Genomic DNA, 24,091 nt, shown 5'->3' with positions numbered 1-24,091 from the left:
GCCGCGAGAATCCGCGGCGCGATGGTCGGAGATCATGCCGCCGAGAAGGCGTCCGTGATCTCCTCGAAGAGCGCGGTGTACGCCTGAATGTCTTCGGTGAGGTAGAAGTTCGCGTCGAGGTAGATGATGTTGCCGTCCTGCACCGCGGGAACGTTCTTCAGCGCCTCCGAGTCGGCGATGAGCTCAGCCGCGGGGAGCGAGCCCTCTTCGCGGTCCTCCGGAGCGAAGGCGGCGTCGCGGTCGAGCGCAATGATCCACTGCGGGTTCGACGCAGCGATCGCCTCGACGGAGATGTCGTCGCCCTGGTGGTCGCTCGTTGCGCCCTCCACCTCGAGCGCCGGCTCCAGGCCGAGCGCGTCAAACACGGGGCCGACCGAACGACCGACGCCCGGGGCGATGTAGCCGATCTTGCCACCCGAGGTGTTCACCGCCATCACGGTGTCGGTGCCGTTGTAGGCCTCCTTCGCGTCCGCGATCGCGGCGTCGAGCTGCTCGTTCAGCTCCGTTGCCTCGTCCTCCCGGTCGAAGATCTGGCCGAGAATCTCGCTCTCGCGCTTCAGCTCGCTCACCAGGTCCTCGCCCTCGCGCGGGGCGATATCGATGACCGCGGCGTCCGGATTCTGCTTCGCGATCTCTTCGTAGGAGTCACTGAAGCGGTAGCCCGCGATGATGAGGTCGGGCTGCGCGGCGACGATCGTCTCGAGGTTGGGCTCCCGGTGCGAGCCGATGTCTGCAACCGATTCCTCGAGGTAGTTCGGCCAGACCGTCCCCATGATCCCCTTCGGGGCCGCGGCGAGCTCGATGCCCCAGGCATCGAGCGTGGAGAAGACATGGTTGTCGAGTGCGACGACGGTCTTCGGGTTGACCGGGACCTCGACCTCACCGTGGTTGTCGGTGATGGTCACCGTGCCGGACGCTGCCTGGGCGTCGGCCTCTGCGTCCGCGGCGGGCGCGGCCGTCGAGCATGCGGAGAGGAGCAGCGCGGCGCCGAGCGCGAGGGCAGCGGCCGCCGTGGTGCGGGTGGAACGGAATGACACGTCGAATCCTTCGGTTGAACGGACATGGAAACGCGCTGCGGCGAGGCTTCGCGGCAGCGCGTTCACTGTTCGCGGTGCGGGCGCGCCGCCGAACAAGCTCTCTATTCAGCCTATGCTTACATTCATCAGATGTTCAAGTCTTGACGCAGAAAGCCCCGAAGAACGCGGCGTTTTCGCGTGCTCCGGGGCAGGGTTCTGAGTGCTCGATGCGCGGGCTATGCGTGATGCAGATCGGGCATGTGCTCCGCGGGGAACGTCGTGTCGGTATCCCCCAGCTGCCGCGCGAGCACCGTAGCCTTCGCCGCGTCCTCCAGGTTCAGCGCGCGGCGGTACGTCATCTCGATCGTGTCGCCTACCGCGGTGCAGCCGTGATGACGCATCACCACGCAGTCGTGGCTGGCGAGCTCGGCGGCCGCGGTGTCCGCGAGTTCGTCCGAGCCGTTGGGGTAGAACGGCGTGACGCCGATCGACTTCACGTAGAACGCGTGATCGAGCGTGAGGAGACGAATGTCGATCCCCAGGGAGGCGAGCAGCACCGCGTGCTGCGGATGCAGATGGATCACGACGTTGACGTCGGCGCGCGCCTCGTACGCGCGCTGGTGCAGCTTCCACTCGCTCGACGGCTTCGGATTCCCCGAGACCACGGTGCCGTCCAGGCGCATCACCGTGAAGTCGCCCGGGCGCAGCCGATCGAGCCACGTGCCGGAGCCGGTGATGATGAAGTGCTCATCGTCGAGCCGCGCGGACAGGTTGCCACCGCTCGCGAGCACGAGCCCACGGTTCACCGCGTCCGCACCGATGCTCGAGAGTTCGAGGGCGAGGGCTGACCCCTCCTGGGTATTCAACATGGGGTGTTCCTGATCCCTTCCACAGAGCCGTGCCCGGCGCCGCGACCGCGCGACTCACGCCGCACCGATGCGCCATGGGGCGTCAATATTCTTCCCCCGAGCCCGGCAGTTGTCAAACAACTAGCCCCAAGGTTGCTGCCCCGGGAGCCTCACCCGGCGCGCCGAATGGTGAACGCGTACCGCCCCTCGAGGAAGTACGTGCGCGAGTACAGCAGCGCGCGGGCCGAGCGGTCGAAGTGCACCTGATCGAGCAGCACGTAGAGCGCCGACTTCCCCACCGGGGCATCCCAGCCAATCCGGTCCGACTGCACCGCGTGCACCTCTGCCACCCCGTAGTGCGGGTGCAGGTCCCGCTCCTCGCGAAGGTACGTGAACAGCGACCCCTGCACCGATTCGGGATCCTCCCCCTCGGGGAAGACGCCGATCGGCATCAGATCGTAGGAGTACGCCACCACCTCGCCGTCCGCAAGGATCGTGCGGCGCAGCTCGAGCGCACTCGCGTCCCCGGAGACCTCAAGTTTCTCGGCCTCGTCGGGGAGCAGTGGTCGGATCACCCTGCCGCGGTAGATCATGCCGGGCTCCCGCCCCGTATTGCGGATCGACTCGGTGATTGAGTCGAGCCGCTCCAGCCCCGCGGTCACCGCGGGGCGCTCCGCGACGAACGACCCGACGCCGTGCTGCGTGCGCACGAGCGCGACCGTCTCCAGCTCCCGCAGCGCGGCGCGCACGGTCGGGCGCGAGACGCCAAAGCGGGCCGCCAACTGGGCCTCCGTGGGAAGCCGCTCGCCCTCGACGAACTCCTCAGAGCGAATCGCGGCGCGCAGTCCGTCTGCGACGAGCGCCACCCTCGATCCCGGCTTTGCCATGCACGCCTCCATTGCCCGTGGGCGGTCGCGCCCGGATTGCCAGTCCCCCCAGTCTAGGTCATCGCCACACGCGCATATATGTGACCTCACTTGACAAGTTGTCAGTCAACCAATTACGTTTCTCGCGATAGCCCGCGCGGAGTGCGCAGACAACGCCGTCGAAAGGATCGCCATAGCCATGGTTCGCGCAATCGAGTGGATTGATGCCGCAACTGACTCACACATCCGCCTGATCGATCAGACCCGGCTCCCCTCGGAGGAAGTGTTCCTCGAGGTGACCACGGTCGATCTGCTCATCGACGCCATCCAGCGCCTCGCGGTGCGTGGCGCCCCGGCGCTCGGCGCAGCCGGCGGCTACGGCGTCGCGCTCGCCCTCCTGCAGGCAGAGCGCGAGAACTGGAGCGAGGAGCAGCTCAGCACGGCGATCACCACGATCGCCGAGGCGCGCCCCACCGCGGTGAACCTCGCGTGGGGCGCCAACCGCGTCGCTGCGTTCCGCACCGCCGGCTTCGACCGCTGCCTCGCCGAGGCGAACGCGATCGCCGCGGAGGACGAGGCGGCGAACCGCGAGCTCTCGCGCCTCGGCGCCGACTGGCTGCTCGCACGCGTCGGCGACCGGCCACTGCGCGCCGTGACGCACTGCAACACCGGCGCGCTCGCGACCACGGCGTGGGGCACCGCGTACGGGATCCTGCACGAGCTCCACGAGCGCGGCAAGCTGGAGCTCGTCTACGTTGACGAGACCCGCCCGCTGCTGCAGGGCACGCGGCTCACGAGCTGGGAGCTCCACCAGGACGGGATCCCGCACCTCGTCGAGGTCGACGGCGCCGCGTCGAGCACGATCCTGCGCGGCCTGGTTGACTTCGCCGTGATCGGCGCCGACCGCATCACCGCGAACGGCGACACCGCCAACAAGGTGGGATCGGTCGCCCTCGCCCTCGCCTGCGCGCGCAAGGGCATCCCGTTCGTGGTCGCGGCGCCCTACTCGACCGTCGACGCGGCGACGGCGACGGGCGACGAGATCGAGATCGAGGAGCGCGGCGACGACGAGGTGCTCGCGTTCGGCGGCGTACACGTGGCAACGCCAGGCGTGCGCGCGTTCAACCCGGCCTTCGACGTCACCCCGCACGACATCATCTCCGCCATTGTCACCGAGCGCGGTGTCGTCGAGCCTGCCGCAACGGCGCAGCCGCTCTTCGACGCCTAGCCACACTCATTACCCCGCAGCACCCATTCGAAAGGAACGCAACGATGCGTAAGATCACCACCGCTGCCCTCAGCGCAGCGGCCATCCTCACCCTGGGCCTTGCCGGCTGCACGCAGGGCGCCCCCGCGACGTCCGAGGGCTCCTCGGATTCCGGCAAGGTCGCCGAGGCGACCGGCACGGCGCCCGCGCCCTTCGACGCCGAGGGCGTCAAGATCGCGATCGTGCAGCAGTCCGGTCAGGGCGACTACTTCCAGCAGTACCTGAACGGCACGCGTCAGCAGGCCGACGCTCTCGGCGTTGACTTGTCCGTGTTCGACGCGCAGGGCGACAATGCGACGCAGGCCACCCAGCTCGACCAGGCCATCGCCTCCGGCGTCGACGGCATCATCATCCGCCACGGCCTGCCGGACACGCTCTGCGAGGGCGTCAACCAGGCGCTCGACGCCGGAATCGTTGTTGCGATCTACGACGTCGAGATCCAGCAGTGCGCGCCGGAGGCAGTGCAGACTCAGCAGTCTGACGCGCTGATGGCGTCGCTCGTGCTCGACCAGATGGCGGAAGACATCGGGACGGACGTGGAGGTGGGCTACGTCAACTACGACGGGATCGCACCGCTCGACCGCCGTGACGCGGTGTGGCAGGAGTACCTCACGAAGCAGGGCTGGGATCAGAAGTTCAAGACCGGCAACTTCACCAACTCCACCGCAACGGACTCCGCACCGATGATCACCGCTGCGGTGCAGGCCAACTCCGGCGTGCAGGCGATCTACTCGCCGTACGACGAGTTCGCGAAGGGCACGCTGACCGGGCTCGACCAGGTGCCGGGCACCGAGGACATCCTCGTGTACGGCGCGGACATCTCCACCGCCGACATCGAGCTCATGACCGCCGAGGGCAGCCGCTGGGTGGCCACGGGCGCGACCGATCCGAACGCGATCGGGGCTGCCGTGATGCGCACGCTCGCGCTCAAGATGGCCGGCGAGCTCACGACCGACACGGTCGACTTCCCGCCGATCCTCGTGACGCAGAAGATGCTGCGCGAGAACGACATCAAGAACATGGACGATCTCCGCGCCGCTGAGCCGTCGCTCAACATCTCCGAGGTGTCGAGCGCCGACTGGATCCCGGTCGTCTCCTTCTAATTTCCCCGTGGGCGCCGGGGTCACCCCGGCGCCCACGCCTCCTCAAGGAGTTGTTGTCCCCATGCAATCGACGGAAACCGCACCGGCCGCCGCCCTGCGCCTCGTCGGGTTGACCAAGAACTTCGGCGCGAACCGCGTGCTGAAGGGCGTCGACCTCGAACTCGTTCCCGGCACCGTGACCGCCCTGCTCGGCGCGAACGGCGCGGGCAAATCGACACTCATCAAGATCCTGGCCGGCGTGCACGCGCCCACCGCTGGTGAGCTGCTCCTCGACGGCGCGCCCGTCGACTTCGACACCCCGATGTCCGCCGCGCGCGCCGGCGTGCGCACCGTGCACCAGCGCATCGACGACGCGATCGTGCCCGGGCTGAGCGTCGCCGAGAACCTCCTCTTCGAGGAGATCGCGCTCAAGGAGGTGCCGGCGGTCGCGTCGTTGCGCTCGCTCCTCCCGCGCGCGCGAGAGATCGCCGCGACCCTCGACCTCGACTGGGACGACGCGTTCCTGCGCCAGGACGTGCACGAGCTGGGGATCGCGGATTGCCAGATGCTCCTGCTCGCGCGGGCGCTGTCCACGACGCCGCAGGTGCTGATCCTCGACGAACCGACCTCGACGCTCTCGCAGAACGAGGCCGAGCGTTTGTTCGCCCTCGTCACGAAGCTGCGGGATCGCGGCGTCGCGATCCTCTACGTGTCGCACCGGCTGAGCGAGATCAACGCGCTCGCCGACCGGCTGGCGGTCCTCCGCGACGGCCGGATCGTGAACGCGCAGCAGCTGCCGTTCGACCTGCAGGCGGCCGTGCGCTCCATGCTCGGTGAGGGCGTCCTCGCCGACGCCGCCGAGCTCGAAGCGCTGCACGGCACCGGCACCGCGCTCTCGATTCGCGGGCATCGCGTGTTCCCGGAGAGCGCGCCGATCGACCTGGATATCGCCGCGGGCGAGGTCACCGGCATTATCGGCCTCATCGGGGCGGGCAAGACGGAGCTCGCGGAGACCGTGTTCGGCGCGCGAAAGTCCACGAGCGGGGAGATGTCGCTCGGGGATCGGCCGTTCGCGCCGAAGTCACCGAAGGCCGCCATCTCGCAGGGTGTGTACCTCGTGCCGGAGGACCGGGCCGCGCAGGGCATGCTGCCCGGCTGGTCGGTCATGCGCACGCTCTCCCTGCCGTTCCTCACCGACTTCGTGCGCAGCGGCGTCCTCACGCCGGGGAAGGAACGCACGGCGGGCGCTGCGGCGATCGACCGCTTCTCCGTCGTCACGACCGGGCCTGAGCAGTCGGTCGACGCGCTCTCCGGCGGCAACCAGCAAAAGGTCATGGTTGCGCGGTGGATGCAGCGCGCACCCCGCGTGCTACTGCTCGACGAACCGTTCCGCGGCGTCGACATCGGCGCACGGCGCGTCATCTCGCAGCGCGCACGCGAGCAGGCCGCTGACGGCTCGGCCGTCGTCATGATCTGCAGCGACGTCGACGAGGTCCGCGAAATGGCCGACCGGATCATCGTGATGGTCGAGGGACGCATCACACTCGACGCGCGCGCCGCAGACATCAGCAACGAACAGATCATCCAGAGCATGACGGAGGTGGCCTGAGATGGCCGATACATCAGCAATTCCCGCCCCGGTGCGGATCTCGGGCGCCGACCGCGCGCGCGACATTGTCGTCAAGTACGGCTTCATCGCCGTCACCGTCATCGCGTTCGTCTTCTTCGCGATCACTGAACCGGCGTTCGCCACGACGAACTCCATGTTCTCCATGCTGAAGTTCGCCTCGGTGACCGCGATCCTCGGCCTCGGGGTCATGTTCAGCATGATCGTCGGCGGCCTGGACCTGTCCATCGGCTCCGTCGCCGGCCTGAGCGTGCAGCTCGCCGCCATGACCATGGTGTTCTACAACCTCACCGCGGGCATGGCGATCACGTTCGTGCTCATCGCCGGCGTGCTCGTCGGGCTGCTGAACGCGTTCCTCATCGTCGTCTGCAAGATCCCCGACCTGCTCGCAACGCTGGGCATGATGTTCGTGATCCAGGGCGCAAAGATGATCCCCGTGTCGGGCCAGTCGGTGTCCTCCGGAATGACGATGCCCGACGGTACCGCGGCACCCGGCAAGTTCGATCCGGCGTTCCTCCTGATCGACCGCGGCACGGTCGGCCCCGTGCCGATCCCCGTGATCGTGATGCTCGTGCTCGTCACGGCGTGCTGGTTCATCCTCACGAAGACCTCCTGGGGCCGCATCCTCTACGCGATCGGCGCGAACCCCGAGGCCGCACGCCTCTCCGGCATCCGCGTGGGCTTCCACCGGGGCGCCGCGTACGTGGTGTCCTCCGTCTTCGCGTCCGTCGCCGGCATCATCCTCGTCGCACGCATCGGCCAGGGCGATGTGAACGCCGGCGCGTCGAGCCTGCTCGAGGCCGTCGCAGTCGCGCTGGTCGGCACCTCCGTGCTGGGGCTCAACAAGCCGAACGCCTGGGGTACGCTCCTCGGCGCGGTGCTCGTGGTGATCGTGCTCACCGGCATGACGATGATGGGCTTCGAGTACTACTACCAGGACACCGCGAAGGGCCTGGTCGTGATCATCGCGCTCCTCTTCTCCTTCACCCTGTCACGCAAGAAGGCGCGCTACACTCCGGCGACCTAGCGGGTGCGCACGCGCGCGGGCACCGCTGCCCGGCGCGCGTGCGCACCCTCCCCCGCTCCCGAGCTTGCCCGCCCCGGGCTCCCTGAAAGGCACACCATGTCCAACGAGTACACGTTCCTCGACGCAGACAACATCGCTGCGTACCTGCGTTCGCGCCCCGAGACGCACGACCGCATCGACGCGGATCGCATCGCCTCCGTCCGCGAGATCGGCGACGGCAACCTCAACCTGGTCTTCCACGTCGTCGACGCCGACGAGCGCGGGATCATCCTGAAGCAGGCTCTCCCCTACGTCCGCATGGTGGGCGCCGGCTGGCCGATGACCCCCGAGCGGGCCGCACGCGAAGCCGACTCGCTCGCCACCCATCACGCACTCACCCCCGAGCTCGTCGTCGAGGTGATCGCGTACGACCCCGAGCGATACATCATCGTGCTCGAGGACCTCTCCGATCATGCCGTGTGGCGTGACGCGCTGAACCGTTCGGAACGGCACGAGGACGTGGCGAGGCGCCTGGGCGAGTACGTCGCGGCGCTCGCGGTCGGAACGTCGGTGCTCGGGCAGGATCGCCTCGCCGTCGCGGGACGCATCGCCGAGACGCAGAACCCGGAGCTCTGCACCATCACCGAGGATCTCGTGTTCACCGAGCCCGTGTTCGACACGGGCCGCAACGAGGTGCTCCCCGAGAATGCGGCGGACGCTGCTGCACTGGCCGCCGACCCCGCGTTCGCCGCAGCGATGGCCGAGGCGAAGTGGCGCTTCATGACGCAGGCCGAGGCGCTCATCCACGGCGATCTGCACACGGGATCGGTCATGGTGCGCGGCGCGGACGGCGCGGTCGCGGACTCGGTGAAGGTCTTCGACTCGGAGTTCGCGTTCTACGGGCCCATCGCGTTTGACCTCGGCGCGCTGTTCGCGAACTACGCGTTCGCCGCGGCGCGGGCCACCGCCCTCGGTGAGCACGAGCGCGCCGCGTGGGCGCTCGGCCTCGTCACGGAGACCTGGGATGCGTTCGCCGCGTCGTTCACGGCGCGTGCGGCCGAGTGGCACGAGGTGCGGCTCTTCGGCGCGGCGTTCGCCGCGCGTCGCCTGGACCGCATCCGGCGCGAGGCGCTGCTGTTCGCGTCGGCAAAGATGGCCCGCAGGATCGTTGGCGCGGCGAAGGTGCGCGACATCGAGTCGCTTGAGCCGGCACTGCGCGCCCCGGCCGCGCGCTCCGTGCTCGCCGCGGCACGCGCCGTGGCCGCTGGCTGGGACGAGGCGCACGATGTTTCGGTGTTCACCGACCTCGTTGGCGCGGAGATCCTCGCGAAGTAGCACACACGACGACGGCCCGGGCGAATCTCTCGATTCGTCCGGGCCGTTGCCGGTGGTGCGGGGTGTGGCTGACGCTCAGCTGAGCGAGCTGATCCGCTCAACGATGCGCTCGTGCAGCGTGGTGACCGGCGCGGCGGCGTCGAGCACGAGGAAGCGCTGCGGCTCCGCTTCCGCGAGTGCGAGGAAGCCCGCGCGCACCGCAGCGTGGAAGGCTTCGGCCTCCGCCTCGAGCCGATCGCTCACCCCGCCGCGCGCGCGCCGGCGCTCGGCGGCGACCGCCGTGGGGAGGTCGAGGAGTACGGTGAGGTGCGGCCAGAGCCCGCGCACTGCCCACTCGCTGATCCCGCGCACCTCGTCGACGGTGAGCACGCGACCGGCGCCCTGGTACGCGAGCGAGGAGTCGATGTATCGATCCTGTACCACCACCGCGCCGCGGTCGAGCGCTGGCTGCACCACCGTGGCGATGTGTTGGGCGCGGTCTGCCGCGTAGAGCAGGGCTTCGGCGCGCGGGTCGACGGCGCCGATCTCGTCGCCGCCGTGGAGCAGCAATCGGCGGATCTCAGCGCCAAGCGGGGTGCCGCCGGGTTCGCGCGTGCGCACGACCTCGCGGCCGCGTGCCGTGAACCACTCCGCGAGGAGTTCAGCCTGCGTGCTCTTCCCGGCACCGTCACCCCCTTCGAGGGTGACAAACAGTCCGCGTGGCTCGCTCACTCGCCCGCTGCCGCGGCGGCCTCGGCCGCCTTCTTCGCCGCGTTCGCCTTGCGCGTCTCAGCCGCCTTCTTCGCCGCAGCCGACCGTGCCGGGTCCACGGCCTTCTCGCCGCTCGCCGCCGCCGTCTTCTTCGCGGGGGTCTTCTTCGCTGCGGCCTTCTTGGCCGGCGCCTTCTTGGCTGGCGTCTTCTTCTTTGCCGGGCCCTTGGCGCGCTTGATCGCGAGCAGCTCGATGGCGCGCTCGAAGGTGATGTCCTCGACGCTATCGCCGCGCGGGATCGTCGCATTCGTCTCGCCGTCGGTCACGTACGGGCCGAAGCGGCCGTCGCGGACGCGCACCGGCTTGCCGCTCACAGGATCCGCGTCGAACTCCTTGAGCGCGCTCGAGGCCTTGCGGGCGCCGTACTTCGGCTGAGCGAAGAGTTCCTGCGCGCCGGCGAGGTCGATCGCGAAGATCGCGTCCTCGCTGGGCAGCGAGCGCGTGTCAGTACCCTTCTTGAGGTAGGCGCCATAGCGACCGTTTTGCGCGGTGATCTCTGCGCCGGACTCGGGGTCGGTGCCGACGATGCGCGGCAGGTCAAGCAGCGCGGTGGCGGTCTCAAGGTCGACGGTGGCCGGGTCCATACTCTTGAAGAGGGACGCGGTGCGTGGCTTCTGCCCCTTGGGGAGTTCCTCGCCCTCGTCGGGCAGCTCGGTGACGTACGGGCCGAAGCGGCCGTTCTTCGCGACGATGCGCTTGCCGGTCTCCGGGTGGAGGCCAACAACGCGATCCTCGGCCGGCTCAGCGTCGGCGAGCTCGTGCGCCTTCTCCGGGGTCAGCTCGTCCGGCGCGAGCCCATCCGGGATGTTCACCGTGCGCGCCTTGAGCGCGCCGTCCTCTCCGACCTCGCTCTTCTCGTCGAACACCTCGAGGTAGGGGCCGTACTTGCCGTTGCGCAGCGAGATCTCGTCGTCGATGCGGATCGTGTTGATCGCGCGCGCGTCGATCTCACCGAGGTTGTCGACGACGCCGCGCAGGCCGGGGTGCGTGTCGGTGCCGAAGTAGAACTCGCCGAGCCACCTGCTGCGGTCGGTCTCGCCTGCGGCGATGCGGTCGAGGTCGTTCTCCATCTCCGCGGTGAAGTCGTAGTTCACCAGGGCGCTGAAGTGTTCCTCGAGGAGCCGCACCACGGAGAACGCGATCCAGCTCGGGACGAGCGCCTGCCCCTTCTTCGTGACGTAGCCGCGGTCCATGATCGTGCTGATGATCGCGGCGTACGTCGATGGGCGGCCGATGCCGAGCTCTTCGAGCCGCTTCGTGAGGCTGGCCTCGGTGTAGCGGGGCGGCGGGCTGGTCTCGTGTCCCTTGGCTTCGGGCTCGGTGACGGCGAGCTGCTGGCCGGAGCTGAGCTGCGGCAGCGACACGTTCTGCTCGGTGTCGCCGCGCTTCTCGTCGCGGCCCTCCTCGTAGGCGAGGAGGAAGCCGGGGAACGTGATGACGGTGCCGCTCGCGGTGAACTCCACGGTGGTGGGCGCTGAACGATCCGCCTCGGTGACCTGCACGTCGAGGGTCACGGTGTCGGTGGAGCCCTTTGCGTCGGCCATCTGGCTCGCAACGGTACGCTTCCAGATCAACTCGTACAGCGCGTACTCTCCCTGCGTCAGCTTCCCGCGGAGGTCGCTGGGGCGCTGGAACGCGTCACCCGCAGGGCGGATGGCCTCGTGGGCCTCCTGCGCGCCCTTGGCCTTGCCGGTGTACACGCGCGGCTTCTCCGGCAGCGTCTGCGCGCCGTAGAGCTCGGCCGCCTGCGTGCGCGCCGCCTGGATCGCCTGCTTCGAGAGCGTCGGCGAGTCGGTTCGCATATAGGTGATGTAGCCGTTCTCATACAGCGCCTGCGCGAACGACATCGTCTGGCGCGAGCTGTAGCGCAGCTTCCGCGAGGCTTCCTGCTGCAGCGTCGAGGTGGTGAACGGCGCAGCGGGGCGACGAGTGTGCGGCTTGGTCTCAACCGAGCGAACGCTCGCCGGGGTGTCCGCGGTGATCAGTGCGGCGAGCGCCTCGGCGCGAGCCTGCGCGAGCGGCACTGCGCCAGCCTTGGCGGCCTTCTCGGTGAGCGTGCCGTCGTCGCCGAAGTCGCCGCCGGTGGCGAGGCGCTGCCCGTCGAGGCGCACGAGTCGCGCCGCGAACGCGGTGCTGTCCTGCGCGTCTGCCGCCGGGTGGAACGTTGCGGTGAGGTCCCAGTACTCCGCGGCGCGGAACGCCTGTCGTTCCCGCTCGCGGTCGACGACGAGGCGGGTGGCCGCGGACTGCACGCGGCCGGCGGAGAGCTTCGGCGCGACCTTACGCCAGAGTACAGGCGAGATGTCGTAGCCGTAGAGCCGGTCAAGGATGCGGCGGGTTTCCTGCGCGTCGACGAGCGCGGTGTCGAGGTCGCGCGTGTTCTGCTTGGCCTGCTCGATCGCTTCCTGGGTGATCTCGTGGAACACCATTCGCCGCACGGGAACCTTGGGCTTGAGGACTTCCAGGAGGTGCCAGGCGATTGCCTCACCTTCCCGGTCCTCATCGGTTGCGAGCCAAACTTCGTCGGCTCCCTTCAGCGCCCGCTTGAGCTCGGAGACGGTTTTCTTCTTGTTGTCGTTGACGACGTAGTACGGTGCGAAGTCGTTCTCGACGTCGACGGCGAACTTGCCGAACGGGCCCTTCTTCAGCTCGACGGGGAGCTCGGACGGTTCGGCGAGGTCTCGAACATGGCCAACCGACGCGATGACCTCATAGTCGTCGCCCAGGTAGCCGCCGATCGTTTTTGCCTTGGTCGGCGACTCGACGATCACAAGTTTCTTCGTACCCGCCACGGGGTCTCCTTCATTGCTTCGAGTTCAGGACGGAGGGAACCGTCACTGACACTCAGGGGTCTGCTCCGCAACGATACACAGTGTTGCCGAGGAACTCGGCATCGTTCGAGTCAGTGGTGTCTCCTCTCTATTATGGGCCACGTCCTTTCCGCTCCTCTGGGCGCTGCCGCCGCGACGATCACTCGCCCCCGCCCAGCAGCTCGAACGGATTGATGTCCGGGTACGCGTTGCGCTGCGTCGACGCGATCGTGAAGTGGCTGTGTGGACCGGAGGTGCAGCCGCTCATCCCCGCACGCGCAACCGCTTGACCAGCGCGCACTCGCGACCCGGGAGCGATGCCGAGCTCGGCTGAGGAGCCCGGTGCAACATGGTTGTGTGAGCTGTAGCGCGGCTGACCAGCGTCGTCGTGCCGAATGATCACTGTGACGTTGGGTCCCCGCCACCACTCCGGCTGCGCCCGGCACGCCGCAGGCACCGGCCCGCCATCCGGGCCAGCCGCGACGACCGTGCCGGCGCGTGGCGCGAGCAGTGCGCCGCCGAGCGGCACATCGAGGTCGATCGCGAATCCGTCGTGGAGGCCCTGGGTGACGCCCCGCCCCGCGGCTGGCCAGACCCAAGCGGATGACCCCTCCTCACGCTGCGGCCCGGGCGGCGCAGCACGCGCACGCCCGGTGACCGTGCCGAGCCGCGCGGCCAACTCCACCTCCACGCGCGCTTCGCCGAGTCCCGTCTCGACGTCGCAGCGCACGAGACCACCGCCCTGCGCATGCGCGACGGCCTCGGCGAGCTCGCAGGGTGTCGCCGCGACCCAGCCGCTCGTCGCGTCGGCTGCGGCGAGCGCGGCGGCATCCGCGACGGCTGCGGCACGATGCTGCGCTTCGAGGTGATTTGCAGCAGCAAGCACCGGCAGCCCGAGGCACAGCGCGGCCGCAGCGCACGCGAACGCCGCTGGCGCGCTCACGATGCACCTCCCACGAGGGCCGCGCACGATTCGGCGCGGGCCTCGACCGCGCGCAACAGTCCGCCAACGGGGGCGGATCGGAGGACAACGCAGTGCAGCGGCCCACGCTGTTCTCGTTCCACCGTGACGTCGTCCGACAGCTGTGCTTCGACGCTCCGCGCAAGCCGCATGTCGCCCCGCGCCTCGGTGCGGGCGAGCTCGCTCGCCTGGGACACGAGTGTGATCCGGTGCGCGGCGAGCACCGTGCCGCCGATCACCAGCCCCAGGACGGCAACCACGACGGGGAGGACGATGGCGAACTCGGCGGTGACCGCCCCACGTTCCTCGCGAAGCAGCCGCCCGCTGACTCTACTCAGGAGCTCCGAGTGCATTCTCGACCAGCTCGACGAGCATGCCGCGGATTTCGGCCGATTGCATGATGGCGACGAGGAGCCCAGCGAAGGCCACCGCGGCCGCTGTAGCTCTCCAATGACATATTTGAACTAGGATGGATGCCGTGCGCAAAGAATCTGCTTCTGACCAGCTGAAAGTCGTCGTCTACGCCCGTCAGTCGGTGCACGAGGAGCAGGGCATCAAGCAGCAGGTCGACGACTGCCGGGCGGAGGCGAAGCGCCGGGGCTGGCGGATCGTCCACGTGTACGAGGACGACGCCACCAGCGGCTCGAAGGAGCGCGGACCCGGGACCGGCTGGGCCCGAATGCTGAAGGACTTCGACGACGGCGCCTTCGACGCGGTGCTCGTCAACGACACCGACCGCCTCACCCGGAGCCTCGGCGACATCCTCGAGCTGCGGCCGCCCAAGAGGGACATGCGAGTGCTCACGGTGCGCGGCAGCATCGACACCGACGACCCCACGCACGACTTCTCGCTGAAGTTCCTGGTGCTCTTCGCTGAGCGCGAAGTGAAGCAGAAGGCGCAGCGCACCGAGCGCTACGCCGTCGAGCGACGGAAGCTGGGCCACCCCACGGCAGGCCGCACCCCGCACGGCTACAGGTGGGTCCCTGCGATCCAGCGCGACGAGCGCGGCACCCGGTACAGGGTCGACCACGACGAGGCCGCCGATGTGAAGCGCATCTTCGAGGAGTTCCTCGCCGGCGCCAAGCTCGGCCAGATCGCGCGCGACCTGAACACCGATGGCAGGCGCACCCGCGCAGAGGCCCAGTGGGGCGCGAGCACCGTGCGGCGCGTGCTGATGAACCCCCTCTACGCCGCGCTGCTGCCGCCCTCGCAGGAGACGGGCCGCTTCGACATCTCGAGCATCGACCTCGCGGAATGCGCGCCGGGAGCATGGGAGCCGATCATCGACGAGGCGACCGTCGCTGCCACCAGGGGCAGGCTCGTGGGCGTGAAGCCGACGCACAGCGGCACGGCGCGCAGGTGGCTGCTCAGCGGCCTCGCCGTCTGCGCCGTCCCCGGCTGCCGCAGGCCGGTGCGCGCCGCCAGCGGCGAGACCCACCCCACTCCCCGCGTGGACGGCTCGGGCAGGGCGCCCGCCAAGCGCTACCACGCGTACCGCTGCGTCGACGGGCACTTCATGCGCAACGGGGACATCATCGACGAGTTCGTGAAGGAGGTCTGCATCCTCCGCCTCGAGCAGCCCGATGCGAGCGACCTCCTCGTGGCGAAGGAGCAGGGGCCCGACGTCGGGCTGCTCACGTCGCAGCGCATCGCGCTGGAGAAGCGGGAGGAGAGCATCGGCTCGCTCATCGCGCGGGGCAAGATGAGCGCGACCGCCGCGGAGGCCGCCCTCGACGAGCTCGCCGAGGAGCGTCGCGCGGTCATCGACCGGATCGCGAGCGCGGTCCGCGCGGATCCCCTCGCGGACGTCGTGGCCTCCGGGGATGCCCGGGCGTGGTGGGAGCACGCGACCCTGGCGCGCCGCCGGAGCGTCGTCGACGCGCTGATGACCGTGGCGATCCGGAGGGCGGGCCAGGGCAGGCGCATCACCACGCTGGAGGGAGCGGCGGAGACCGTCGGGATCGAGTGGCGGGAGCCTGCTGCCTGACGCGCGCAGCTCAGGCTCCGCCCTCCGGGCTGCGCTCCGGTGCGCGCGGCCCGCGGCTGCGCCGCGTCCGCGCTCGCAACAGGGCAGGGCCGAATGGGTGCGCACCAGGTGACGTGACGACCTGGAGCGGGCCATTACGGAACGCCTTACAAAACGGCGGCTTTTACCGTAATGCTATAAATCCCTGGTCACGCGACGATTCCAGTGAACGCATTACCATTACAGTTCGTTCCACCTTTTATCTATATACGAGATGAAGTACCCCTACTCTCTTCTTCTTCTAATCTTTTGGAAAAACTGTAATGCCGTAATGTTGTAATGTTCAGAGCTCTGACCTGGGGTTTCTTCCATTACGCAAGAATCAGCGAAACGTAAGGAACGTAATGGGCGTAACGCTCCCACCCAGCACGCCTCCCTCCTAGCCTGCCCTGATGCGAGCCGGACTCGGCCGCAGGCCGATGTCCGAGCGGAGCCCCAGGCGCAGGCCGCAGGCCGGAGCGCTGCCGGGCGGAAGGCGCGGCGAGGGCGGAGCCCGAAGGCGGGCCCGGAAGCGCGGGCCGCAGCGCACCCGGCACCGCGACGCTTATTCGAACATATCTTCTGGGTATCTGCTTGAGTGAAGCTCACCAATTCAGGTTCGGATTATGCTCCGGATCGAGGAGGTCATCGAGCGGGTGTGGGTCTGCGTCCACGGCCTGCTGCAACAGTCGGTAGAACAAGAGCCCGCGGTGATCAGCGGCGCGCCGGTTGAACCGGAACGTGAACTCGTCGAGGTAGTACGGCAGATGATGCGGTGAGATCCCGTAATGCAGTGTTCCGGTGAGCCACCGCTTCAAGAGCGACGCGACCAGATGTACGCCCGGCAAGGTTTTCTCTGGTTCGGATGCGTTATACCCAGTCGCATACTCATGTGTGTAGCCCATGTCGGCCAGGCGACGCATCATGCGCGCCCCGTCAGTATGAATTGTGGCGCCTGCGACAACATTGTTCTGCGCGAAGTTCACGAGACCGAACCCCAGCACGCGTTGCAGTGATTGGGCGCTCATCCCGTTCTTTTGCGATGTGATGAACCAGGCCGCCATAAACCATGTCTGCAGTGGAGAACGTGTGCGATGGAAGATTGTGCCCGCGGTCACCGAGGTGCGCCGCTGACACGACCGGCAGATCCTGAGCCCGTCGCCGGCCACCCAATACTCCGCGCCGCGACACCGCGGGCAGGAAAATCCTTCACTCCGGCGCAGTCGTTCGAGGTATCGCAGACAGGCAGCATCGTCTGGAAACCATTGCTGGAGTTCCTGCATCGTGCGGGGGTAGTCCTCCCCGGTCACGGGATACCGCGGATCGGTCATGGCATGAGGATACTTCACTCAAGCAGATACCCAGAACATATCTTCGAATGGATCGCGAGCGTTCCCGGCCCCTATCGCCGCCCGTCGAAAGGGTCGACGATCGCGTGCAGCCCGTGCTCCGGGCAGACGAACGCCACGCGCGCACCGAGGCCCTCTGCGCCCGCCGCCTCCGGCTCGCAGTCGCCACCGCAGGTACTGCAGGTCCGGTAGTCCTCGTTGCCGCTCCCGTCGCCATATTGGACAGTCACATCGTCGGGGATCTCCGCATCGCCCCAGCTGAACTCGGGCACCGCACTGTGCTCGTCGTCTGCGCTCATGCTGACGACCCTACGCCCAGCGCACTGAGTGCTGTCAAGCCTCGGGAGTGGTTGACGAAAGTCAACTGATTCGGGGCTTATGAATAGGCAGAGTCTGCTGCGCGCTTCTCCTTCCGTAGAGCCTGAGCTCTCCTCGCTGGGCCGCTGGCTGCGCCGCGGCCGGGGCATCCCGCAAAGGAAGGGGTTGTCATGACTGCTGCTGCTATGGAGGACCTGACGCCGCGCGTCTGGATCGGCTGCCTGCACTGCTACAACTGCGGCCGCCTCGTCGGCGAGTGGTTCGACGCCGCGGGTGCCGACGGGATCGGCCTCGCCGAGGTCCACGGCGGCCGCTCGCGCGTCCGCGAAGGCTGCGAGGAGCTCTGGGTGATGGATCACGAAAACATCCCCGTCCGCGGCGAGATGAGCCCTCACGACGCTGCTCGCTGGGCGGAGACGATCGAAGAGGCGGACGAGCACCTCCGCCCTGCCCTGTTCGCGTGGGTGCGCTCAGGCTCTTACTCTGCCCAAGGAAGCAGCGACCTGCCCGTCGTGAGCGACTTCGAGGAGCGCTACTGCGGCCACTACGAGAGCTTCCGCGACTACCTCGAGCAGCTCGCGGACGACACGGCCATGTTCGAGGGCATCCCGGATGTGCTACAGTCCTACTTCGATTGGGACCGCTTCGCAGCCGACGAAGCCCATTCTTACGCAATAGAAGACGCGCCTGATGGCGGCGTCTTCATTTTTGCGTACTGATTTGGAGATCCCGACCATGCACTACGCCGACGACCCCGACTACACAGGCGACTGGTGGAACCACCACGACTATGACTGGCCCAATGATGTCTGGGACGCTGCCCGAGCGGTAGAGCTGGCCCGCGAGGCTGGCAGATTCGCCACACAGGCCGACTACGACGCCGCCTACGCCGGAGCGCTGCAGCTCGCTTCGCCCGACCTGCTGCAGCACCGCCTTATCGAGCAGACCGGCTTGCGCGCCCTCGCCTCGCTCACGATCGACGCTGCGCGCCTCGCGGGGCTCCAGCAGCTCTGCCCGCTGCACGCCGTGCTGAACGCCGGCACTGACCCGTACAGCGATGCAGAAGCGTCCGACGATGCGCCCGCTGCGGCTGCGGCTCCTGTTTCCGGCCTGCTGGTGATGTCCCTCTCGCAGGACAGGGCAGCACAGCCTCGGGTGCGCTGGACAAGCCATCACCCCGTCGTCGTCGCGCTGCTGGCAGGCAGCCTCGACGGCGCACTCACGCTGCCCATGCTGGCCCGCGGCGAGGTGTGCATCGCGCTTACCTCGCGGTCGCTCAAGACCATCGTGGAGAGCAGCATCGACCTGCTCGACGGCCTCGAGCGGAAGTGGCGTTGCCTCAGCTCGGTCACGGGTGCTGGAGATGGTGCCAGCAAGCACACGGTGCACGCCGTGCACGGCCCGTGGTCAACAGACCTCTGGCACAGCTCGGCCATGTGGCAGGAGCCTGCCGCCGGCGAGCTGTTCTGGGATGCCGTCGACGACCCGCGGCGTCGCGGCGTCACCACTAAGGCAGCGCACGCCCTCCACCAGGAGCGCCTCCTCGTGGGCAGAGCCCTGGCCGAGCTCGAGCTTCTGCTCGGCATGAGCGCGGACCCGGACCCTGCTGATCCGAGAACCGACCCCGGCGACTACGAACTCGGCTAACCGGCTGCGCTCGCCCATCCGCCATTCACTAGACCAGCCCGGACCAGGAGGCACAATGACCCGCATCTACGCTCAGTCCCCTGCACTGGCGGCGCGCACTCTCGAGGCGATCCAGCTCGAAGCAATGTCTGCACGCATCGAGGCTGTGGCGGACCTCCAGAGCCTCGCAGAGCTCGTCGCGCGCGCACCGGGCCTGCCCGATGCGCTGCGCGCCCTCGTGCTCGTCCAGCAGCAGGTGCACAGCGTGCGCCGAGCCTGCGTAGCCGAGGCCCGGGCAGTGGGCTACGCAGACCACGAGATCGCGGCCGTGCTGCGTCTCAACCTGAACGACTTCCGATCGAGGTTCCCCGAAGAGAATGAGAGGACGCGATGACCGCAGAGTCCAGCGCACGGAGCCACGCCGAGCAGTTCCGCTGGTGGCTCGGCTGCCCCGAGCTCAGCGACGACGAAGCCCGGATGCAGGACCTCCTCGCGCTCCGCAGCGCCGCCGAGGAGCTGATCCGCGAGCAGCGCGACCTGCTCGGCCACTACGACACCGACGCTGAGCTGTTCGGCGAGCAGCCTGACGGCCCGCTCGTGTTCCCGACGGCCGAGAGCCACAGCCCGCTCGCCGTGCTGCTGCCGGCCACCGAGCAGCAGATCGCCGAAGCGCACGCTGCTGCGGCCTCCGCCGCGCACGGCGACAGCAACGACGAGGAGATCGAGCGGCGCAGGTCTACGTTCTCTCGTACCTGATCAGCTTCAGAGAAACCCCTGGTCAGGCGGTGCTTCCTGGCTGTCCGGGCAGTGCTGGCCGCGCCGGCGCGCCGCCGGGGCTGCGCTGCACTGCCGGGACCGATGATCAGTCTGGACTGTTCCGCACGCCTCGCCGAGAGGCGCAGCGGGAGCGGAGCCCCGCCGCCCGCCTACCGCCGCCCCTCGAAGGGATCGACGACGGAGTGCAAGCCGTGCTCCGGGCAGACGAACGCGATCCGGATGCCGCCGCTTGGCCCGTCCTCGCCAATGCCGGTGCTGAACGGCTCGGGCTCGCAGTCGCGGCCGCATGCGCCGTGCCCGCCGGCGGGCACGGCGACAGGCTGGGCACAGGTGCGGATCCTGGGTGCCTCACTCATGCTCCGAGCCTAGGCGCAGCGGGTTCACGGGTGTCATGACCCAGCGCGAGTGGATCCGGCCGCCGCTCCGGCACGCGGGAGCACCCGTTCGAGGATGCAGCTGCCCGGCAGCGACCGGGGCGCGCCGGTCTAGTCGAGCGCGTCTCCTCAGCCCGCCGGTCGAGCTCGGTCCTCTGTGCCGCCCTCCAGCTCGACGGCCCGCCGGAGCGCCTGGAGCACCCTGCCGTCCTTCACGAAGTCGTCGATGGCGCCGTCGCAGAACCTCTCGCTGCGCTGCACCCAGGTGAGGAACGTGGACAGCTGCTCCCGCGTCATTTCCGGGACGCCCAGGTCCCGCACCTCAGCGACGCGGTCTGTGTAGCCATAATCGGTCCCGACCAGCTCCGATGCACCCCACAACGCCTCCATGAGCCGACGGTCGTAGTTGGGATATGCCATCGTGAAGACCCCTGGCTCGGTCTCCCTCGAAGGCGTCCACTCGACGCTGTAGCCGCTCTCAAGCAGCTCGATGCCGGTGCCGATGCGCTGCAGCGCGTCCATCTGATCTCCTGTCCTGTCCGTCATGCGAGGAACTCCTTCGGGCCGAGCATCGGCAGCGGCCGACCCGGCGGGTGCGGGTGCGCTGGGTTGCCGGTCTTCAGGAGCGCATCGAGCGTGTACGCCCTCACGCCCATGCGGCCGAGCAGCGCCAGAACGTCGGGCAGCGCCCGCCTCAGCGTGGCCGATCCGCCCATGTTGCCCCAGGCGCCGAGCACCTCGGTCACTCCCACCAGCCCGAGCACGTGCTCGATGGCCTCGCAGTTCGCAGCGGACAGCCCGGCGTCGTACGGACTGAGCGCCTTCGGCTTGGGCGAGCGCTCCGGGTACAGGTTCAGCATGAGCCAGCCGGAGTGCTCGCGCGTCGAGACGTCGATGACGTGGTTCACCGTGCGGTCGGACTCCGTCTCGCGTGCGTGCGACGGGTTCATGCCGATCACGACGAGCGGCGGCGACCCAGCAGAGCAGCCGCCGATGCGCCCGAGCGCGAAGCGGTGCCCGGCATCCGCCGGGTCCGGGTCCCAGAAGTCGGGCTCCTGGCCTACGGGGTAAGCGATCATGCTCCCTTTCCTGCCCGCTCCACCGCCCGGTAAACCGTGGAACGGGCCACGCCGAACTCCTTCGCGAGCTCCGCCGACGTGTGCTCGCCGGAACGCCACAGCTCCACGAGGTGCTTCTCCTGCGTCTTCGACAGCTTCGGCTGCTTGCCACGCAGCCTGCCCTTCGCCTTCGCGACAGCCATGCCCTCGCGGGTCCGCATCCTGATGAGGTCAGCCTCGAACTCGGCGATCATCGCGAGCACGTTGAACATGAGCTTGCCCATGGGGTCGTTCGGGTCGTAGGCGCTCGCGCCGATGCTCAGCACCACGCCCTTCTCGGCGAGCTCGTCGGCGATGCCGTGCGCGTCGCGGATGGACCGCGCCAGCCGGTCGAGCTTCGTCACCACGAGCACGTCTCCCGCCCGGACGGCGGCCATCGCCTTCTCCAGTCCTGGCCGCGCGCGGTTCGTGCCGGTGAGCCCGGGGTCGACGTGGATGTGCTTCTCGTCGACGCCGAGCGCCTTCAGCGCGTCGACCTGCGCGGTCAGGTCCTGCTCGACGGTGCTCACCCGCGCGTATCCGATCTTCATGCTTCGATCCTACCGTTTACGGGGCCTTCTCCGGGCATTATTTCGGGCGGCTCTTACGAGACATTCAGCCCCAGACTCCGCTGCGCCCGCCCTCCGCTCCGCGACTGTCCCGCAGGCGGATCGGCTTGCGGGCACCGGTTCCGCTGCGGCTCCGGGCAGACCGCACACCGCCTCCCAGTCACCGAAGAGAGAGGACCACCATGACCAACACGAACACCGCCGATCTCCGCGCCCGCATCGCCTGGAGCCTGGTCGCCGAGCCAGGCAGCGAGCCCGCAGCGCTGTTGATCGAGGAGCACGGAGCCGCAGAGGCGCTGCGCCGCGCAAGGGGCTCCGGCATGCGCTGGCGGCAGCAGTGCAGCGAGCGGCAGATCGACGACGTCCTCGCGCTCGCCAGCAAGCACGGCCTCGAGCCGCTCCTGCCAGGCGACGACCGCTGGCCCGCGGGCCTCGCCGAGCTCGGCCACCGGCAGCCGTGGATGCTCTGGACCAAGGGCGACCAGGGCCTCCTCGGGACCACGACCCTCGCCGTCACCGGAGCGCGCGCCTGCACGGGCTACGGCTCACACGCCACCGCCGAGATCGTCGACGGCGTCTCCGAGCAAGGGATAACAGTGCTCGCAGGCGGAGCCTACGGCATCGACGCGGCAGTGCACCGCAGCGCGCTCAGCAACGGGAGGCCCACCGTCACAGTGCTCGCCGGGGGCCTCGACAGGCCGTACCCCGCGGCCCATGCCCAGCTGCTCGAGCGCATCGCGATGAGCGGCCTGGTCGTCTCCGAGATGCCTCCCGGCACGGCACCGACCAGGTGGCGCTTCCTGATGCGCTCGCGCCTCATGGCCGCGCTCGGCGGCGCCCTGCTCGTGACCGAGGCCGGCGCCCGCTCCGGCAGCCTCGCCGCCGCCGGCGAGGCTGCAGACCTGAGCAAGCCCGTCGGAGCCCTCCCAGGACCCGTCACCAGCGCCGCATCCGCAGGCTGCCACCTGCTGATCCGCGACCACGGAGCCAGGCTCGTCACCAGCGCAGCAGACGCGCTCGCGCTCGTCGCATCCGGCAGCAGAACAGAAGGAGCAGCATCATGACCACGCTCACCCCGTACGACACCGGCGAGCGCCTGGAGCCGCAGCCCTGGTCGCTTGACCACGCAGACCGCTACGGCCTCGTGGACCTCGACGACGACGAGTCGAGCACTGTGTTCACGCTCGTCGGCAAGAAGCGAGACGACGGGAGCCCAAGCCATCTGCTGAGCGTCGAGACGTACAGCGAAGACAGCGTCGTGGAGATCGACGGCAACAGGGTGCTCGTCCTGGACGAGGACGCGCTCGCCGGGCTCAGCGCGCTCGTCGAGCTCGCCCAGCGCGGCCGCGAGGACTTCCAGCACCAGGCGGAGACCACCCGCGACTACAGCGAGGAGGACGTGCGCGCAGCCGACGACGCGTGGAGCCTCGCAGAGCAGACCATCAAGAAGATCCGAGGAGCACGGCCATGACCGCAGTATCTTCCACTCCCACCGTCCTCCGAGCCGCCAGCTCTGCTGACTTCCTCGCGGCTCTGCCGCGCCTCACTGGCATGAGCGCGCCCGAGAGCTGCTTCGTCGTCATGTTCGACGGCAAGCGCACGCAGGGCGCAGCCCGCATCGACCTGCCCGAGCGGCTCGAAGAGCAGCTGGGCACCCCCGGCCCCGAACTCGAAGCGTGGATCCGCCAGGTCGCGGAGCTCGCGATCAGGAGCCTCGGCCCCGTGGTCGTGGTGATCGACACTGCGTCACTGCTCACCGAGCAGCCCGCGGCGAGTCCCCACGGCGTGCTGACGGCGATCCTGAACGACGTGCTCCAGGCCGGCGACGTCCCGGTGCGGGACGCGCTCGTCGTCGGCTCAGACGGCTGGGCATCGTTCATGGACGACAGCAGGGACCAGCCGGAGCTGCACTCGCTCGACGAGATCGGTGCGAGCCCGCTGCATGACCCAGAGCATCGTCCACTCCCGGTCCACGAATGGAGAGCAGAGCACCCCGGCCAGACCGCCGAGGGGGCAGAGGTGATCGAAGCCTTCGCGGCGCAGATGAGAGGAAGGCAGCGGTGAGCTGGAGGACGATCAGGGAGCGCGTCACGCTCTCCTTCAACGAGATCGACCTGACGGGCGAGCTCCAGCACGACCCGACGCAGCATGCCCTCGTGATCGTGTTCGACGATGGGGACAGCGAGATGCTCAGCATCGACCTGACCATCTCGGGGTACGTCGCGTTCCCCGGAGAGGTATTCGTGCGCGACTACAGTGAGCACTCTGGTCTCCCGACTGCGCTCGTCGAGGCGAGCGTCTGCGAGGTAGTCGAGGAGATCGTGCTGCCCCCGCACGGCTCGCGCGTGCAGCGCATGCGCGTCATCGAGTGCCCCGAGCACGTGGAGGACCTCAGGTGATCGCACACG

28 protein-coding genes are annotated in these 24,091 nt (G+C 68.7%); 14 read left to right on the top strand and 14 right to left on the bottom strand.

Annotated elements, in window-relative coordinates:
• Nucleotides 1–32: 32 nt before the first annotated feature.
• The 3 genes from EGM46_RS03075 to EGM46_RS03065 form a co-directional block, all read right to left on the bottom strand.
• Complete coding sequence (locus EGM46_RS03075; protein WP_125098705.1) at nucleotides 33–1,037, bottom strand: siderophore ABC transporter substrate-binding protein; 1,005 nt, start codon at nucleotides 1,035–1,037, stop codon at nucleotides 33–35.
• A 215-nt stretch (nucleotides 1,038–1,252) separates the two neighbouring features.
• Complete coding sequence (locus EGM46_RS03070) at nucleotides 1,253–1,885, bottom strand: class II aldolase/adducin family protein (protein ID WP_125098704.1); 633 nt, start codon at nucleotides 1,883–1,885, stop codon at nucleotides 1,253–1,255.
• A 149-nt stretch (nucleotides 1,886–2,034) separates the two neighbouring features.
• Nucleotides 2,035–2,751 (bottom strand): GntR family transcriptional regulator, encoded by a 717-nt coding sequence (locus tag EGM46_RS03065; RefSeq protein ID WP_125098703.1) that lies wholly within the window; start codon nucleotides 2,749–2,751, stop codon nucleotides 2,035–2,037.
• Nucleotides 2,752–2,929: 178 nt separating this feature from the next.
• Here EGM46_RS03065 and mtnA point away from each other — a divergent pair, with 178 nt between their 5' ends.
• From mtnA to mtnK, 5 genes are all read left to right on the top strand, one after another.
• Complete coding sequence (mtnA, locus tag EGM46_RS03060; protein ID WP_125098702.1) at nucleotides 2,930–3,958, top strand: S-methyl-5-thioribose-1-phosphate isomerase; 1,029 nt, start codon at nucleotides 2,930–2,932, stop codon at nucleotides 3,956–3,958.
• Between the two features lie 44 nt (nucleotides 3,959–4,002).
• Nucleotides 4,003–5,100 carry a substrate-binding domain-containing protein gene (locus tag EGM46_RS03055; protein WP_125098701.1) on the top strand — a complete coding sequence of 366 codons (1,098 nt, stop codon included), beginning with the start codon at nucleotides 4,003–4,005 and terminating at the stop codon, nucleotides 5,098–5,100.
• A 61-nt stretch (nucleotides 5,101–5,161) separates the two neighbouring features.
• Complete coding sequence (locus EGM46_RS03050) at nucleotides 5,162–6,688, top strand: sugar ABC transporter ATP-binding protein (RefSeq protein ID WP_125098700.1); 1,527 nt, start codon at nucleotides 5,162–5,164, stop codon at nucleotides 6,686–6,688.
• A 1-nt stretch (nucleotide 6,689) separates the two neighbouring features.
• A complete protein-coding gene (locus tag EGM46_RS03045) occupies nucleotides 6,690–7,733 on the top strand; it encodes an ABC transporter permease (RefSeq protein WP_125098699.1) in 1,044 nt (347 codons plus the stop codon).
• A gap of 96 nt (nucleotides 7,734–7,829) precedes the next feature.
• Nucleotides 7,830–9,047: an S-methyl-5-thioribose kinase gene (gene mtnK, locus EGM46_RS03040; protein WP_125098698.1), complete on the top strand. Its 1,218-nt coding sequence runs from the start codon at nucleotides 7,830–7,832 to the stop codon at nucleotides 9,045–9,047.
• A gap of 75 nt (nucleotides 9,048–9,122) precedes the next feature.
• On the opposite strand, the gene tmk is transcribed toward mtnK, so the two are convergent.
• From tmk to EGM46_RS14945, 5 genes are all read right to left on the bottom strand, one after another.
• Nucleotides 9,123–9,758, bottom strand: a complete 636-nt coding sequence (tmk, locus tag EGM46_RS03035; protein ID WP_125098697.1) for a dTMP kinase — start codon at nucleotides 9,756–9,758, stop codon at nucleotides 9,123–9,125.
• Nucleotides 9,755–12,589 carry a type I DNA topoisomerase gene (topA, locus tag EGM46_RS03030; protein ID WP_125098696.1) on the bottom strand — a complete coding sequence of 945 codons (2,835 nt, stop codon included), beginning with the start codon at nucleotides 12,587–12,589 and terminating at the stop codon, nucleotides 9,755–9,757. Before topA ends, tmk begins: the two co-directional genes overlap by 4 nt.
• Nucleotides 12,590–12,767: 178 nt before the next feature.
• A complete protein-coding gene (locus tag EGM46_RS03025; protein ID WP_125098695.1) occupies nucleotides 12,768–13,550 on the bottom strand; it encodes a M23 family metallopeptidase in 783 nt (260 codons plus the stop codon).
• On the bottom strand, nucleotides 13,547–13,921 hold the full coding sequence (locus EGM46_RS03020; protein ID WP_125098694.1) for a TadE/TadG family type IV pilus assembly protein: 375 nt from the start codon (nucleotides 13,919–13,921) through the stop codon (nucleotides 13,547–13,549). Before EGM46_RS03020 ends, EGM46_RS03025 begins: the two co-directional genes overlap by 4 nt.
• Complete coding sequence (locus tag EGM46_RS14945; protein ID WP_241156148.1) at nucleotides 13,899–13,997, bottom strand: DUF4244 domain-containing protein; 99 nt, start codon at nucleotides 13,995–13,997, stop codon at nucleotides 13,899–13,901. Before EGM46_RS14945 ends, EGM46_RS03020 begins: the two co-directional genes overlap by 23 nt.
• Nucleotides 13,998–14,046: 49 nt before the next feature.
• Between EGM46_RS14945 and EGM46_RS03010 the strand changes: the two genes are divergently transcribed.
• Nucleotides 14,047–15,555 carry a recombinase family protein gene (locus tag EGM46_RS03010; RefSeq protein ID WP_164512797.1) on the top strand — a complete coding sequence of 503 codons (1,509 nt, stop codon included), beginning with the start codon at nucleotides 14,047–14,049 and terminating at the stop codon, nucleotides 15,553–15,555.
• 623 nt (nucleotides 15,556–16,178) lie between these two features.
• Here EGM46_RS03010 and EGM46_RS03005 read toward each other — a convergent pair.
• On the bottom strand, nucleotides 16,179–16,883 hold the full coding sequence (locus EGM46_RS03005) for a transposase (protein WP_241156155.1): 705 nt from the start codon (nucleotides 16,881–16,883) through the stop codon (nucleotides 16,179–16,181).
• A 92-nt stretch (nucleotides 16,884–16,975) separates the two neighbouring features.
• Entirely contained in the window at nucleotides 16,976–17,221 is a 246-nt protein-coding gene (locus tag EGM46_RS03000) for a hypothetical protein (RefSeq protein ID WP_125098690.1), read from the bottom strand.
• Nucleotides 17,222–17,410: 189 nt separating this feature from the next.
• Between EGM46_RS03000 and EGM46_RS02995 the strand changes: the two genes are divergently transcribed.
• Genes EGM46_RS02995 through EGM46_RS14835 form a run of 4 tightly spaced genes read left to right on the top strand, consistent with a single transcriptional unit; the run spans nucleotide 17,411 to nucleotide 19,622 of the window.
• Nucleotides 17,411–17,959 (top strand): antirestriction protein ArdA, encoded by a 549-nt coding sequence (locus EGM46_RS02995; RefSeq protein WP_125098689.1) that lies wholly within the window; start codon nucleotides 17,411–17,413, stop codon nucleotides 17,957–17,959.
• Between the two features lie 16 nt (nucleotides 17,960–17,975).
• A complete protein-coding gene (locus tag EGM46_RS02990) occupies nucleotides 17,976–18,887 on the top strand; it encodes a hypothetical protein (protein ID WP_125098688.1) in 912 nt (303 codons plus the stop codon).
• Nucleotides 18,888–18,942: 55 nt separating this feature from the next.
• The gene (locus EGM46_RS02985; RefSeq protein ID WP_125098687.1) at nucleotides 18,943–19,260 is read left to right on the top strand and encodes a hypothetical protein; all 318 of its coding nucleotides are present in this window, start codon (nucleotides 18,943–18,945) and stop codon (nucleotides 19,258–19,260) included.
• Nucleotides 19,257–19,622: a hypothetical protein gene (locus EGM46_RS14835; protein WP_206427482.1), complete on the top strand. Its 366-nt coding sequence runs from the start codon at nucleotides 19,257–19,259 to the stop codon at nucleotides 19,620–19,622. The genes EGM46_RS02985 and EGM46_RS14835 overlap by 4 nt, the downstream gene beginning before the upstream one ends.
• 170 nt (nucleotides 19,623–19,792) lie before the next feature.
• Here EGM46_RS14835 and EGM46_RS02975 read toward each other — a convergent pair whose 3' ends face one another.
• The 4 genes from EGM46_RS02975 to EGM46_RS02960 form a co-directional block, all read right to left on the bottom strand.
• Nucleotides 19,793–19,999, bottom strand: a complete 207-nt coding sequence (locus EGM46_RS02975) for a hypothetical protein (protein ID WP_125098686.1) — start codon at nucleotides 19,997–19,999, stop codon at nucleotides 19,793–19,795.
• A gap of 147 nt (nucleotides 20,000–20,146) precedes the next feature.
• Nucleotides 20,147–20,563 (bottom strand): DUF6508 domain-containing protein, encoded by a 417-nt coding sequence (locus tag EGM46_RS02970; protein ID WP_125098685.1) that lies wholly within the window; start codon nucleotides 20,561–20,563, stop codon nucleotides 20,147–20,149.
• The gene (locus EGM46_RS02965) at nucleotides 20,560–21,096 is read right to left on the bottom strand and encodes a DUF1643 domain-containing protein (RefSeq protein WP_125098684.1); all 537 of its coding nucleotides are present in this window, start codon (nucleotides 21,094–21,096) and stop codon (nucleotides 20,560–20,562) included. Before EGM46_RS02965 ends, EGM46_RS02970 begins: the two co-directional genes overlap by 4 nt.
• Nucleotides 21,093–21,665, bottom strand: a complete 573-nt coding sequence (locus tag EGM46_RS02960) for a recombinase family protein (protein ID WP_125098683.1) — start codon at nucleotides 21,663–21,665, stop codon at nucleotides 21,093–21,095. Before EGM46_RS02960 ends, EGM46_RS02965 begins: the two co-directional genes overlap by 4 nt.
• A 200-nt stretch (nucleotides 21,666–21,865) precedes the next feature.
• On the opposite strand from EGM46_RS02960, the gene EGM46_RS02955 reads away from it, so the two are divergent.
• The 4 genes from EGM46_RS02955 to EGM46_RS02940 are packed head-to-tail and all read left to right on the top strand — an operon-like array spanning nucleotide 21,866 to nucleotide 24,082.
• Nucleotides 21,866–22,747 carry a DNA-processing protein DprA gene (locus tag EGM46_RS02955; RefSeq protein WP_125098682.1) on the top strand — a complete coding sequence of 294 codons (882 nt, stop codon included), beginning with the start codon at nucleotides 21,866–21,868 and terminating at the stop codon, nucleotides 22,745–22,747.
• Nucleotides 22,744–23,154, top strand: a complete 411-nt coding sequence (locus EGM46_RS02950; protein WP_125098681.1) for a hypothetical protein — start codon at nucleotides 22,744–22,746, stop codon at nucleotides 23,152–23,154. The genes EGM46_RS02955 and EGM46_RS02950 overlap by 4 nt, the downstream gene beginning before the upstream one ends.
• Nucleotides 23,151–23,747, top strand: a complete 597-nt coding sequence (locus tag EGM46_RS02945) for a DUF4192 family protein (RefSeq protein ID WP_125098680.1) — start codon at nucleotides 23,151–23,153, stop codon at nucleotides 23,745–23,747. The genes EGM46_RS02950 and EGM46_RS02945 overlap by 4 nt, the downstream gene beginning before the upstream one ends.
• Complete coding sequence (locus tag EGM46_RS02940; protein WP_125098679.1) at nucleotides 23,744–24,082, top strand: hypothetical protein; 339 nt, start codon at nucleotides 23,744–23,746, stop codon at nucleotides 24,080–24,082. The genes EGM46_RS02945 and EGM46_RS02940 overlap by 4 nt, the downstream gene beginning before the upstream one ends.
• The last annotated feature ends 9 nt before the right edge of the window (nucleotides 24,083–24,091 follow it).

The sequence above is a fragment of the Leucobacter chromiireducens genome, assembly GCF_003917135.1.
Classification (GTDB): Bacteria; Actinomycetota; Actinomycetes; order Actinomycetales; family Microbacteriaceae; genus Leucobacter; species Leucobacter chromiireducens_A.
Note: the sequence above shows the minus strand (reverse complement) of the source record. Positions and strands in the feature narration are given on the sequence as shown.

What these genes read in the sequence shown, in the direction of transcription:
- EGM46_RS03070 (WP_125098704.1), bottom strand. Translation starts at nt 1,885, where the DNA reads ATGTTGAATACCCAGGAGGGGTCAGCCCTCGCCCTCGAACTCTCGAGC.
- EGM46_RS03065 (WP_125098703.1), bottom strand. Translation starts at nt 2,751, where the DNA reads ATGGCAAAGCCGGGATCGAGGGTGGCGCTCGTCGCAGACGGACTGCGC.
- mtnA (WP_125098702.1), top strand. Translation starts at nt 2,930, where the DNA reads ATGGTTCGCGCAATCGAGTGGATTGATGCCGCAACTGACTCACACATC.
- EGM46_RS03055 (WP_125098701.1), top strand. Translation starts at nt 4,003, where the DNA reads ATGCGTAAGATCACCACCGCTGCCCTCAGCGCAGCGGCCATCCTCACC.
- EGM46_RS03050 (WP_125098700.1), top strand. Translation starts at nt 5,162, where the DNA reads ATGCAATCGACGGAAACCGCACCGGCCGCCGCCCTGCGCCTCGTCGGG.
- EGM46_RS03045 (WP_125098699.1), top strand. Translation starts at nt 6,690, where the DNA reads ATGGCCGATACATCAGCAATTCCCGCCCCGGTGCGGATCTCGGGCGCC.
- mtnK (WP_125098698.1), top strand. Translation starts at nt 7,830, where the DNA reads ATGTCCAACGAGTACACGTTCCTCGACGCAGACAACATCGCTGCGTAC.
- EGM46_RS03020 (WP_125098694.1), bottom strand. Translation starts at nt 13,921, where the DNA reads ATGCACTCGGAGCTCCTGAGTAGAGTCAGCGGGCGGCTGCTTCGCGAG.
- EGM46_RS03000 (WP_125098690.1), bottom strand. Translation starts at nt 17,221, where the DNA reads ATGAGCGCAGACGACGAGCACAGTGCGGTGCCCGAGTTCAGCTGGGGC.
- EGM46_RS02995 (WP_125098689.1), top strand. Translation starts at nt 17,411, where the DNA reads ATGACTGCTGCTGCTATGGAGGACCTGACGCCGCGCGTCTGGATCGGC.
- EGM46_RS02990 (WP_125098688.1), top strand. Translation starts at nt 17,976, where the DNA reads ATGCACTACGCCGACGACCCCGACTACACAGGCGACTGGTGGAACCAC.
- EGM46_RS02985 (WP_125098687.1), top strand. Translation starts at nt 18,943, where the DNA reads ATGACCCGCATCTACGCTCAGTCCCCTGCACTGGCGGCGCGCACTCTC.
- EGM46_RS14835 (WP_206427482.1), top strand. Translation starts at nt 19,257, where the DNA reads ATGACCGCAGAGTCCAGCGCACGGAGCCACGCCGAGCAGTTCCGCTGG.
- EGM46_RS02975 (WP_125098686.1), bottom strand. Translation starts at nt 19,999, where the DNA reads ATGAGTGAGGCACCCAGGATCCGCACCTGTGCCCAGCCTGTCGCCGTG.
- EGM46_RS02970 (WP_125098685.1), bottom strand. Translation starts at nt 20,563, where the DNA reads ATGACGGACAGGACAGGAGATCAGATGGACGCGCTGCAGCGCATCGGC.
- EGM46_RS02965 (WP_125098684.1), bottom strand. Translation starts at nt 21,096, where the DNA reads ATGATCGCTTACCCCGTAGGCCAGGAGCCCGACTTCTGGGACCCGGAC.
- EGM46_RS02960 (WP_125098683.1), bottom strand. Translation starts at nt 21,665, where the DNA reads ATGAAGATCGGATACGCGCGGGTGAGCACCGTCGAGCAGGACCTGACC.
- EGM46_RS02955 (WP_125098682.1), top strand. Translation starts at nt 21,866, where the DNA reads ATGACCAACACGAACACCGCCGATCTCCGCGCCCGCATCGCCTGGAGC.
- EGM46_RS02950 (WP_125098681.1), top strand. Translation starts at nt 22,744, where the DNA reads ATGACCACGCTCACCCCGTACGACACCGGCGAGCGCCTGGAGCCGCAG.
- EGM46_RS02945 (WP_125098680.1), top strand. Translation starts at nt 23,151, where the DNA reads ATGACCGCAGTATCTTCCACTCCCACCGTCCTCCGAGCCGCCAGCTCT.